Below are 10951 nucleotides of genomic sequence, written 5' to 3'. Positions count from 1 at the left end.
CGCGACCCCGCGTCGGGGCCGGCGCCACCGTAGCGGGCCAGCTCGGCGAACAACTCCCCGAAACCGCTGATGTCACCGTGGGCGGCGAAATGGGCCGCATCCACCGTGATGAACACCGCCGAGGCGGTGAACCGGGTGACACCGTCCACGCCGACCCCCACCCCGTCCACATGCAACGCCCGGCCCTCGCGGGTGGCGATCCGCGCGGTCAGCCGATGCGTACATCCCAACGGCACCGGCTGCAGATAGTCCACCGTCAAACGGCGCGTCACCGCCGGGGTGGCCGCGATCCACAACGAAAACCCCAGCACGTCATCACAGGCCGCGGCGATCGCGCCACCGTGTGCGAGCCCCGGCGCACCGATATGACGCTCATCGAACACCAGATCAGCGAACACCTCATCGCCGCACCGAAACACCTCCAGCTGCAAACCGTGCGGATTGTCCGGCCCGCAGCCCATGCAGGTCGGCGTGTGTGACGGCAACCGCTGCGGCTGATCAGCACCCATCACGGCCTCCTCACACCCGGGCAGCCCCGCCACCGCGTCCCGACCCGGGACCGCCGGTACTAGCAGTTTCGCTGCGCTACTATCGGTACCATAACCGGGAGAGCGGGGGCAACGCACCGGCGATCGGAACACCAGGAGGTCAGGTGGGGACAGAACCCGCGGCGGCACCCGACGACGAGGACGACGTCGACCCGCGCCGCACCCGATCGCGCACCCGACTGCTCGACGCCGCGGCCAACCTGCTCAAAACCGGTGGGATCGAAGCCGTCACCATCGACGCGGTCACTAAAGCCTCCAAGGTCGCCCGCACCACCCTCTACCGCCACTTCAACAGTTCCTCACAACTGCTCGCGGCCACCTTCGAACGCCTTCTGCCCCAAGTCATCCCGCCCGCCCCGACCAGCGGCACCCTGCGTGAGCGGCTCATCGAACTGCTCTCGCGCCAAGCCGACCTGTTCGCCGAAGCGCCGCTGCACGTCACCACCTTGGCCTGGGCCGCGTTGGGCCCCACCGAAACGCACGACAGCGACAGCGATACCGGCCAACACGCCACCGCCAGCATGCTGCGCACCCGGGTGATCGAGCAGTACCGGCGGCCTTTCGACGAAATCCTGCACAGCCCCGAAACCTTCGACCAACTCGGCGAACTCGACATCGAACTGGCACTGTGCCAACTGGTCGGCCCCCTGGTCTTCGCCAGAATGACCGGCCTACGCGCCATCGGCCACCACGACTGCACCCGCATCGTCGACGACTTCATCACCGCGCAAACCACGCAGCGACCCGCACAACCAGCCAGCTAGGAGTTGGTGTCCGGGTGGGGTTTGCCGGCCAGTTGCCCGTGCAGGGTCGCGATGATGTGGTCGCGTTCGCGCAGTTGGGCTTTCAGGTCGGCGATCTGGGCGTCTCGTGCCTTCAGGCGGGTCCGTAGCGCGGTGATGATGCTGCTCTCGGTGTCGGTAGCCGGTGGTGGCGGTGGATCGGGGGCGGCGGCCAGCGGCTGGGTGGTGCGGATCTGTTCTCGCAGTTGGGGGCGGCGGTGGATGACGCTGCGTGACACTCCGGCGTGGCGGGCCAGGCTGCTGACGTTGATGTCGAGGCCCTGCTTGCGCATCTTCTTCAGGGCCCGATCGATACGGGCCTCGACGTCGGCGCTGCGTTTGCGGGCGCTGGCCTCAAGGGCGGTGAGGGAGGCGGGGGTGACGGTCATGCGGGTGTGTGAGGATCGGCTTTGCGCAGTGCTGAATCGTGCGCACCGCGGGTGGCCACAGGTTGCAGCGGGATGCGGTTGGCCGTCCCGGCCCCGGCGATCGCCTCCTGATGGGTGCGTTGATCTGCGGTCAGGCGGTCCAGGATGGCTTGCAGGGAATGCAATTCGCGCAGGCGTTGGGCGACCCATACGTTGTCATCGGTGAGTTCGCGGCCGGTGCGCTGGCGGTACTGCTGACGTCTGATCTCGACCAGCGCCGTGGTCTTGGCGTGCTGATCTTTGAGTTCGTCGAGGTGGGTGGCGTCGGTGGCGAAATGCCCGCACGACAGACAGGCGTTGCCCTTGTCGCAGGTTTTCAGTGGCGGCAGCAGGCACACCCCGTTGGGCAAGACCCGGTCGGTGCGCACTGAGAGCTGGGTCATGTCCAACATGTCAGACGGGCTGATTCCGATGTCGGTGCCGTGAGCGCCGATCTTCTTGTGTTTGAGGAACTCCGCTTCGGCGGTCGCGGCCAGTGTCGCGGCATAACGCATGGTCATCTCGGGGCTCTTGTGGCCCAGGTAGCGCTGGACGACGTGGATCGGCACGCCGTCGTTGAGCAGTTCGGTGGCCCGGGTGTGGCGCAGCCGATGCGTTTGGGTGAACCGCAACGGGTTTCCCGCAGCATCGCTGAGACCATGGATGGCATCGAGCTTGTCCAGGGAGGCCCGATACGTTGCATACGGGCGGGGCCGGCGCCCGGCCAGGTTTTGTTTGACCGCGATGAACAGGTATTTCGGGGTGAGGCTGGGGTGGGTGTCGGCGAGCCAGCGCTGTTGCTCGGCGATGACGTTGACCACGGCCTGCTCGACCAGGATGGTGGGGATGACCCCGTCGACTTTGGTCTGTTGGTAGCGCAGTTTGGCCACGAACACATCGGGGTCATCGGTGGCGGTGGGCCGCGCCGCGCCGGGGATCGCTTCGAGCGGGTGGTGATCGAGCATGAGAATTTCTGAGGCCCGCCGCCCAGTCAGTGCTTGCAGCAGCCAGATCCGGGCGGCCTGGGGGTCGCCGAGGCCTTTGATCAGCGACACGGTGCCATCGGGATGGGTCACCGACACCAGGGCGCCCCGTTGGGCGGCGAGCACGTCGAGGTAGGCCAGCATCTGCTGCAGTTCTCCAGTGGAGTACCAGGTCAATTCCCGGGTGCGGTGGGCGCGGCGGGTGCGAAACGCCGGCCCCCACAACCGGGTGTGCGCCGCGGACAGGTTCTCCCAACGCGCATCGCCGGTGGCTGCCGCGGCCTCGGGTGCATGGTCGAGCATGAACGTGTAGAAGCTCTGGATCTGAGATTGGCTGTCGCCGATCGCCGTGGCAGACAACGGCTTGTCAGGTCGGGCAGCCGCGGCTGGGGAGCGCAGGTATTCGTTGTAGGTAGTGAAAATCAGGCGTAGCTGCGCCGGGTCATCGGATAAGACGGGATCGGTGTAGCCACGCGCGATCACGAATTCACCGAAATGGCGCGCCATCTCGCGGGCACGATCGACTGCCGATGACCAGCGCAGCAACTCCGCATCCAGGCAGGTGCGCAGCCAAAACCGCACCCCTTCGCGCAGCCACGCTGGTTCGATCGCGCCGATGCGCACCGTCTTCTCGTGGCACGGTTCGTGTTCGCGTTGCGGGATCCGTGGATCGGCCCGCAGATCCCAGGTGTCATAGGCCCACCAGTCGATGGCGCTGGCCCGCACCGACACAAACAGGTGCAGATGCTCGATCAGGCCCACAATATTGCGGCGTGTGCCGCCGGCGGGCAGCCGCGCATTGCGCCGCTCGAACACCACGACCGCGTGGCGCACCATGTCGTTGACCGCCAGGTCGGTGATGCTCACCGGGTGGCGGCCGTGCGCACTGCGGTACTCGGCCGCGGCGGCGCTGATGGCCTGGGTGGCCCAGCGCAGCAGGGAATGCTCGATCTTGCGCAGCCCCTCGTGGTAGCACACCCACACCCACCAGGCGATCTCGTCGGCGAACCGCGCCGGTGTGGCCTGCGGGGTGAAGTCGTACACCCCAGCGGTCGCAGCGGGCGGCAGATCGTTCTTGCGGGACAGGAACACCCGATCTGCCGGGGGCAGATGCACCTGATAGGCCGGGCGGCGCCATTCGGCGGGTACCTGGGCCCACTGCGCCTGCCACGCCACCGCACCGAGGTCGCCTACCGGTGTGGTCAGGCGGCCCTCATTGCTGGCCATCGTGAAGTCCTTTCCATCCGGCGACATAGTTTTTCCACTCGGCCAGTGAACGCATCGCCGCGTCCTGGGTGACCCAGCCGTAGGTGGACAGAGTGGTCTGCACATCGGCGTGGCCCAGACGCCGCATCACCACATGCTCAGGCACCCCCGCCAGCAGCAACGCGGTGGCGTGAGTGTGGCGCAGCCAGTGCGGTGACCAATCCGGCGGCAGACTCCGATGCGCTGTGCGCAGCCCGCGCACCTTCTCGTAGATGTTCTCCTGGCGCATCGGCGAAAAACGCGGTCCCCGTTGCAGATTGACGAACACGAAATGATTCGACAGATCATCGACCACCTGGTCGGCGTTCATCGCGACCAACTGCCACACATACTCTGAATACAGTGCCTCCAGGTCATCACCGACATAGATCCGCCGCGGCCCGGTCTTGACCCGAGCACCATGGGGATGATCTTGGCGCTCCACAATGTCGATCCACGGGGTCGCACCGGCGCCGATATGAAAATCGTTGTGCCGCAGTGATAAGGCCTCGCCCAGACGCATTCCCGTTTCGGCCAGTACTGCGAAAAACAATCGGTTGCGCACCGCGGCGGCCCCGCCGGTCCAGTCCCCGTCGCGCTGCACCGAGCAGCCATCGAGGATCGTGGCCACCTGGGCAGGCGACAAGACAGGGGTAGCCGATCGCCGCGGGGTGCGCACCGGGTAGATCGGGTGCTCGCCGTCGCGGTGGGGCCCGACGCCGTCGAGGAACCCGACGTAGCGGTTGTGGCGCCGCCAGCTGCCCCGCTGAGTGACCAAACGCCGATAAGGCACCTCGGTGGTGCCGGCATCAGCGTGATAGCGATACATCGACAACACCGCAGCCGCCCGCGGCTGCAAAGAACTGGTCACCATCTTGGTCTCGGGGGCACCCAGGCGCGGTGTCCCGGGCAGATCCCCAGTCCGCAGATACTGCAAGTACTGCCCGAACAGGGTGGTGGGGAAGTCATCCCAGCGATGGCCGGTGTGCTCGAGCATCGTGAACCACCGCGCCAACCCCGCGGCGTAGCCACGCACCGTGTGCGGGGACGCGCCCCCCTCACGCAGAAACCTCAGATACTCCGCAGCCGGGGCCACCGGCAGATGATCGGCGCCAACGACCGTGTAGGTGACAGGCTGGTCGGCAAAGATCACCCGCTGCACTCGCGCCACCGGCCCCCCTTGTGTTCTAGCCGCGCCGGCTTCGCTGCCGCAACGGAATCACATTGCTGCCCGTACTGGGCGCCGATGACCCGGGTCCGACCGTCGCTCTGCCGCTGCCGGCGGCCACCCGCACCGCCGCCGCGCCCGGGGCGGCCCGCTGCCCGGCCATGAAGTCCTCCAGCAGATCCTGCGGCCACACCAAGTCATAGGGGGCCAGCATCGCCGCCGAACGCGCCGAAAAACGCCATCTCCAGCCACTTGCTGATCAATCGTGGCCGCTCCACCTCACGGTCATTCCAGCCCGGCTCCACCCGACCCCACGTCGTATCGGTATCCGGATTGACCCGGGTGTAGAGCTGGCGGCGCAACGCCTCAAACCGCGCCCCAGTCAACAACTGCGAGGTATGCAGATGCTTGATCAACGCCCCCAGCGACACACCCCACTTTGCTTTCACCGGCAACAACTCCGCCAGCGACGGAGCCCGCGACACGTCCTTGGCCAGCACCGCCGCCGGCGCCAACAACTCCGAGGCGAACTGCGACGCCTGCTCCTCGCAGGCCTCGGTGACGCTGCCCGAGGCATGCAACACCAGATGACCCACCTCATGAGCCAGCGTCCAGCGGGTCCGTTCCCACGAATTCGATTGCCGCACAACGATCAACGGCCGGGTATTGAACTCCCCGACACGCACCGAATAACCCAAATGCTTGTCGATCTTGCCGGTGGAATCCCCGTCACCCAGGATCCGCCGTGACGAGGAGGTCAGCAAGCGGCGCACCACGACCACCACACCGCTGCGCTCGATCTCATGCGTCAGGTACTCGATCGGCTGATCGTGCTCCAACCCCCAACTGGCACGCACCGCCGCAGCGGCCTGGGTCACTGCGGTGTCGATCGGAAGTATCGGCAACTTCACCGCAGGTAACTGAGTGCGGCCATTGAGCTCGTCGAGAAACTCCCCAGCCAATGCCGCGAACTGCGCCAAATACTCCCGCTCGGTCGCCGTGATCGACCGCGGCGCACGGAACAACAGATCCGACTGGTGCACCCGCGACGTCGGAGCGGTGGTGAAAAATTTCGCCGGGAACCGCAACACCGCCACCAGCCGGTCGAAATCCTTGATCGGCAACGCCGTCGTGGTCGACTTCTCCAACCGGTTCAGCCGAGAATGCTTCCAGCCCAACGCTTCCATCACCGCAGTGGCAGTCATCGCGCGCATGACCCGGGCCTGGTTGACCCGCAACCCATACACGTCCACGGTCGTCGTCATTGCGACCTCGATTCAACAGCCACCCGCCGACATTCGCATCGACCCCCGACACCACGACCCCTTAAGCCGGCTCCTCGGGATCCTCGCCCGTCCCCAGCGCCGGCGGCTCGTACTCGCCGAAGTCGTCCCTGGGCCCCTGACCCTGCGCCGACGGAGTCACCAGCGGAGAGTCGGTGACTGGAGGCAGCGGCTCGGTTGCCAAAATCTGCACCCGCGACGCATTGTCCACATCCACCACGAACGCCAACACCGCCTCCGACAATCCCCACCCATCGTCGGTCGGCCACCACAGGGCGAAGATATCCGGTGTACCGGCCGGAGTCACAATCGGCGACGGAAACAACTGCGCCGGCTCGTCCTCGTCCAACAACATCTGCTCGTCGACCTGAGCCTTCGGCGGCCGCAGCACCCGAAGATCGCCGCCCGTCGGATGCGTCACCACCCGAACTCGCTCCCCGTGCAACACCTTCGACGGCCACCGTCGCGCACGAAAATCCATCCCCCGCGAATCGGCGATCTGCACCGACAACCCACTGCCACGAGAAGTCAACAACGTGTCCCCAGGGATCGGCTTGCGAAGCTCGCGCATCCTCAACACCATCTGGCGCACACACGTACAAAACGCCTGACCATGAATATCCAACGGATCCTCGAACAACGGCTGCCACATCTGGCCAACCTTGGGGATCACCACCTCCAAGTCGTAACGCAGAGTCGCCAACGACGGCCCATGATCCGACACCGCCTTGCGCAACCGCTCTTGTAGGTTCACACGGCGAATTTCGCACACAAAAACAGAGAGCGCAAGCAACACGCCGCATCGGCGTGGCGAGAGGGTTGATATTGCTACGCACACTCTTAGAGTACATGTACCCGACGATAAATACGCAGTTCAACACGCATTGTGCGCCCACATTGTGTAGTTAACTACTGATAAACGTCGCAGGTTCTGCTGCACGTCGGGCGTGACGGCACCGGGCGGCGCAGGCTCGTCGAGATCGCGGTGCTGCGCCGAGCCGCCCGGGGCGATCTCGAGGTGGTGACGGCCTGGCATACCGACAGCGGATTGGGTTGCGGAGCACAGGCTCTCGATGCCTTGATCGAACAGCGGGCGGCGCCGTGACGGCGAGCGCGCTGGTACTTGCGGCCGCGCTTCTGCTGTGGCCGGCCACACCCCGGCGGACAACCGCGCTGCGGAGGGCAGACGCACCGGGGCGGCGTCGAGTGCGGGCGGCGCCGACCGTGATGGTGGTGGGAGTCGTTGTGGCCTGGCTGGTTCCGTTGCCGGTCGCCCTCGCCGGGGCCGTGGTGTCCGGAACGGTGGCGATACGCCGCAGGGGTCGCGGTGCCCGGCTTCAGCGACAACAGGAATCCGCGGCGCTGCAGGCCGCCCTGGATGTGTTGGTCGGTGAACTGCGTACCGGAGTCCACCCGGTCAATGCCTTCGGCACCGCGGCCTGCGAGGTGTCCGGCCCGGTACACCACGGCTTGAGTGCCGTGGCCGCTCGCGCGCGGCTGGGCGCCGACGTCGCGGCCGGGCTGGAAGATGTTGCGGCGACATCCCGATTGCCGATGCACTGGGAACGGCTCGCGGCGTGTTGGCGCCTGGCCCACGTGCATGGGCTCTCCATAGCCACCCTGACGCGCACCGCGCAACGCGACATCGTTGAGCGTGAACGCTTTTCCTCGCATGTCGAGGCGGCGATGGCGGGGCCGCGGGCGACGGCGGCGGTGCTCGCCGGGTTGCCGGTGGCCGGGATCGCGCTGGGTCAGTTGATCGGGGCGCGGCCGTTGGCGTTCCTGTGCGGTGCGGGAGCGGGTGGCTGGCTGCTGGTCATCGGAGTCCTGTTGGCCTGTGCCGGGCTGATGTGGTCGGACCGGATCACCGAACGGGTGCTGAGATGAGCTGGGCAGCAGTGTTTCTCGCCGCTGCCCTGCTCGTCGGGGCGGATCCGGCCCGCGTGCGGGCCCGCGCCGCGCCGCGACCCGTGGTTCGCGCACGTTCGCAGCCGGTGCGGGCTGACGATCCACTCGGCGCGGCCTCGACGTTCGACCTGTTCGCTGCCTGCCTGGCGGCCGGGATGGCGGTGTCGACAGCGGCTGCGGCGGTAACCCCGTCAGCTCCACCGGCACTGGCGCCGCTGCTGCGCCGCGCGGCCGAACTGCTGGCGCTCGGGGCGGACCCGGCCACGGCCTGGGGCACCGGAGATGTTGGGGCGCCCAAGGACAAGAACGCCGAAGCCCTGTTGCGTTTGGCCCGCCGGTCGGCTGCCTCGGGCAGTGCCTTGGCCGACGGGGTGACCGAGCTGGCCGCCCAGACCCGGCACGACGCCGCCACCTCCGCCGACGCGGTGGCGGAACGCGCCTCGGTGCTGGTGGCCGGCCCGCTGGGGCTCTGCTATCTGCCGGCATTTCTGTGTCTGGGCGTCATACCTGTGGTCGCCGGCCTTGCCGGTGACGTGCTGGGTTCAGGTCTGTTGTGAACACATTTCACAAAGGGAGGAAAGGTCATGGGAGGAAACATGATTCAGAGGGTGAATGCCAAGGCGGCGCTGTTGATGTTCGACGAGTCGGGGATGTCCACCGTCGAGTATGCGATCGGCACCATCGCCGCGGCGGCGTTCGGGGCGATCTTGTACACCGTGGTCACCGGGGACTCGATCGTGAGCGCGCTGACCAACATCATCAGCCGGGCACTGAACACCAACGTCTAGATGACCGGGGCGCGGTCACCGTCGAGGCCGCCTTTGCGATCGCATCGCTGGTGGCGGTCCTGGTGTTGTGTGTGGGCGGCCTCAGCGCGATGGGCATGCAGATCCGCTGTATCGACGCCGCGCGCGAAGCCGCCCGCCTGGCGGCCCGCGGAGAGGGCGAGGCGGCAACGGCGGCCGCTCGCCGGGTCGCCCCGTCCGGCGCGGTGGTGCACGTCGGGCAGGACGGTGGTTTGGTGGTGGCCCGGGTCAGTGCGGCCACGGCGTTGCCGGGGCTCACGGTGTCCGCCGAGGCGGCAGCAGTCACCGAACCCGGCACCGGGTGAGCGCGGATCGGCCACGCTGCTGGCAGCGGCCATGATCGCGATGGTGATCGCGTTCGCGGCCGGCGGCGCCTATCTCGGTGCAGCGGTGACGGCCCGGCACCGGGCGCAGGCCGCGGCGGACCTGGCCGCCCTGGGCGCCGCAGGCGCGGTGGTGTCCGGTCCGGACGCGGCGTGCCGACAGGCCACCCAGGTTGCCGCCCGAATGCGGGCGGTTCTCGCGGACTGTCGGATCGACGGCCTCGATGTGGTGCTGCAGGTTTCGGTTCCGGTCCGCCTCGGTCGTTGGGGAGTCGGTCCGGCCCGGGCGGTCGCGCGCGCGGGACCGGTGGACTTCGCCGGTTAGTCGAGTTCGTCGAGATCTGCCGCGGCGACTTCGTCGTCGGTCGGCAGTCGAAGGGCGATCAGCCCCGCGAACGTGTTGTCGTCGAGTTCGATTCGGTTGATGGTCATGTGCACCGGCTGCCAGCCGCCGTCCTCGGTGCGCATCCGCAGCACGGCGGTGGTGGCGCCGCCGGAGAAATCGGTGGTCATCCGGGCCATGTGCCTGGCGTCGGCCGGATGGATGCGGGCCGGTCCACCGTCGCGGTTGCGCCAGTCGAAGAACGGTGCGGGCTCGTCGAGCCACTTGAGCAGCTTCCAGTCGTCGAGGCCGACCAGGGCCCGGTGCACGCCGGGCCGGGCCAGCCCGTCGAGGATGCGTTGCGCCAGGTTGTCCGGGCGGACCACGGGAGTCTCGCGCTCACTGCGCCAGTTCATCGCCCGGCAGATCAGCCGGTCGGAGCCGTCATCGTGGGGTTCTGTGACCACCCGGGCCACGAAACCCACGGTGATCGCCTCCCCGCGGTGATCGGTGACATCCCAGGTGGTGCACAAGGTGTTACCCACCACCGGCTTGATCGTCATGGCCAGCACCTTGGACTCGCTGCCGTTGAGATCCCGAGACGGCAAGTCGTCGGCAAACGCGCGGTCGTGGGTGGCCTCGGTCTCGGGGTTCATGCCGCTGTTGTGCAGGGATTCGGCGGTGTCGGTGGCCACGCCCGCGGTCAGATCCCAGACCAGCGGGCCGGGAACCGGCCGTTGCGGCGGTTCGGCATCGGCCGGCCCGATCCAGACATGCACCCCGTGGATGTGTCCGTCGGACATCCGCACCACCTCGGTGCGGATTACGCGGTCGTTCTTGGGTGTGATGCTGCTGAGGCCCTGGCCCGCTTGCACGGTTTCCCTGATGGCACTCTGAATTGCCATCAGGTGCGGATTTCGGCGCAGAAACACACTGATCGGGACGAGGTTCTTTGTCTGCAGACCTCGTGCGACCACAACAGGCTCGCTACCCAGTGTCTCCACGAGCAGCCAGTCGTGGGTCATGCGCGGCATTTTACCGGCGCTGCCCGTAGCTGCCTTCACGCCCGAGGACGACGGAATCCGCACCGAAAAACTGCGGATTACGGTCACGGGTTTCCGGAACTACCGTCTGTCGGGTTGCAAACATGAGTGAGTTCACGTAATTTGCCACTGC

Annotated in this window: 12 protein-coding genes and 1 pseudogene; 6 read left to right on the top strand and 7 right to left on the bottom strand. The window is 67.1% G+C overall.

Annotated elements, in window-relative coordinates; all coding sequences use genetic code 11:
- Window positions 1–509 (bottom strand): PaaI family thioesterase (locus TX88_RS26165; RefSeq protein WP_003882616.1); only part of this gene is annotated, 509 nt, incomplete at its 3' end.
- Window positions 510–652: 143 nt separating this feature from the next.
- On the opposite strand from TX88_RS26165, the gene TX88_RS26160 reads away from it, so the two are divergent.
- Window positions 653–1312 (top strand): TetR/AcrR family transcriptional regulator, encoded by a 660-nt coding sequence (locus TX88_RS26160; protein ID WP_003882615.1) that lies wholly within the window; start codon window positions 653–655, stop codon window positions 1310–1312.
- Here the strand turns inward: TX88_RS26160 and TX88_RS26155 are convergent.
- The 5 genes and pseudogenes from TX88_RS26155 to TX88_RS26135 form a co-directional block, all read right to left on the bottom strand.
- On the bottom strand, window positions 1309–1719 hold the full coding sequence (locus TX88_RS26155) for a DUF6262 family protein (RefSeq protein WP_003882614.1): 411 nt from the start codon (window positions 1717–1719) through the stop codon (window positions 1309–1311). The two genes, TX88_RS26160 and TX88_RS26155, sit on opposite strands and share 4 nt — an antisense overlap.
- Window positions 1716–3947 carry a site-specific integrase gene (locus TX88_RS26150; protein ID WP_003882613.1) on the bottom strand — a complete coding sequence of 744 codons (2232 nt, stop codon included), beginning with the start codon at window positions 3945–3947 and terminating at the stop codon, window positions 1716–1718. Before TX88_RS26150 ends, TX88_RS26155 begins: the two co-directional genes overlap by 4 nt.
- Window positions 3934–5136, bottom strand: a complete 1203-nt coding sequence (locus tag TX88_RS26145; protein ID WP_021269098.1) for a tyrosine-type recombinase/integrase — start codon at window positions 5134–5136, stop codon at window positions 3934–3936. Before TX88_RS26145 ends, TX88_RS26150 begins: the two co-directional genes overlap by 14 nt.
- Window positions 5137–5152: 16 nt before the next feature.
- A pseudogene (locus TX88_RS26140) lies at window positions 5153–6398 on the bottom strand (ImmA/IrrE family metallo-endopeptidase).
- A gap of 61 nt (window positions 6399–6459) precedes the next feature.
- Window positions 6460–7170: a hypothetical protein gene (locus tag TX88_RS26135; protein ID WP_003882610.1), complete on the bottom strand. Its 711-nt coding sequence runs from the start codon at window positions 7168–7170 to the stop codon at window positions 6460–6462.
- Between the two features lie 347 nt (window positions 7171–7517).
- Here TX88_RS26135 and TX88_RS26125 point away from each other — a divergent pair, with 347 nt between their 5' ends.
- From TX88_RS26125 to TX88_RS35345, 5 genes are all read left to right on the top strand, one after another.
- Window positions 7518–8303, top strand: coding sequence for a type II secretion system F family protein (locus TX88_RS26125; protein WP_044520977.1), 786 nt, complete (start codon window positions 7518–7520; stop codon window positions 8301–8303).
- Window positions 8300–8881, top strand: a complete 582-nt coding sequence (locus TX88_RS26120; RefSeq protein WP_044520975.1) for a type II secretion system F family protein — start codon at window positions 8300–8302, stop codon at window positions 8879–8881. Before TX88_RS26125 ends, TX88_RS26120 begins: the two co-directional genes overlap by 4 nt.
- Before the next feature lie 27 nt (window positions 8882–8908).
- A complete protein-coding gene (locus TX88_RS26115) occupies window positions 8909–9112 on the top strand; it encodes a DUF4244 domain-containing protein (protein WP_044520974.1) in 204 nt (67 codons plus the stop codon).
- Window positions 9113–9183: 71 nt separating this feature from the next.
- Window positions 9184–9435 (top strand): TadE family type IV pilus minor pilin, encoded by a 252-nt coding sequence (locus tag TX88_RS35350; RefSeq protein ID WP_409365895.1) that lies wholly within the window; start codon window positions 9184–9186, stop codon window positions 9433–9435.
- A 31-nt stretch (window positions 9436–9466) separates the two neighbouring features.
- Entirely contained in the window at window positions 9467–9778 is a 312-nt protein-coding gene (locus tag TX88_RS35345) for an Rv3654c family TadE-like protein (RefSeq protein ID WP_044520971.1), read from the top strand.
- Here the strand turns inward: TX88_RS35345 and TX88_RS26100 are convergent.
- Window positions 9775–10800 (bottom strand): PAS domain-containing protein, encoded by a 1026-nt coding sequence (locus TX88_RS26100; RefSeq protein ID WP_044520969.1) that lies wholly within the window; start codon window positions 10798–10800, stop codon window positions 9775–9777. The two genes, TX88_RS35345 and TX88_RS26100, sit on opposite strands and share 4 nt — an antisense overlap.
- Window positions 10801–10951: the final 151 nt, after the last annotated feature.

The sequence above is a fragment of the Mycolicibacterium septicum DSM 44393 genome (genome assembly GCF_000455325.1).
Lineage (GTDB): Bacteria > Actinomycetota > Actinomycetes > Mycobacteriales > Mycobacteriaceae > Mycobacterium > Mycobacterium septicum.
This window is presented reverse-complemented; position numbering and strand designations above follow the sequence as displayed.

What these genes read in the sequence shown, in the direction of transcription:
- TX88_RS35345 (WP_044520971.1), top strand. Translation starts at nt 9,467, where the DNA reads ATGATCGCGATGGTGATCGCGTTCGCGGCCGGCGGCGCCTATCTCGGT.
- TX88_RS26155 (WP_003882614.1), bottom strand. Translation starts at nt 1,719, where the DNA reads ATGACCGTCACCCCCGCCTCCCTCACCGCCCTTGAGGCCAGCGCCCGC.
- TX88_RS26100 (WP_044520969.1), bottom strand. Translation starts at nt 10,800, where the DNA reads ATGACCCACGACTGGCTGCTCGTGGAGACACTGGGTAGCGAGCCTGTT.
- TX88_RS26150 (WP_003882613.1), bottom strand. Translation starts at nt 3,947, where the DNA reads ATGGCCAGCAATGAGGGCCGCCTGACCACACCGGTAGGCGACCTCGGT.
- TX88_RS26120 (WP_044520975.1), top strand. Translation starts at nt 8,300, where the DNA reads ATGAGCTGGGCAGCAGTGTTTCTCGCCGCTGCCCTGCTCGTCGGGGCG.
- TX88_RS26115 (WP_044520974.1), top strand. Translation starts at nt 8,909, where the DNA reads ATGGGAGGAAACATGATTCAGAGGGTGAATGCCAAGGCGGCGCTGTTG.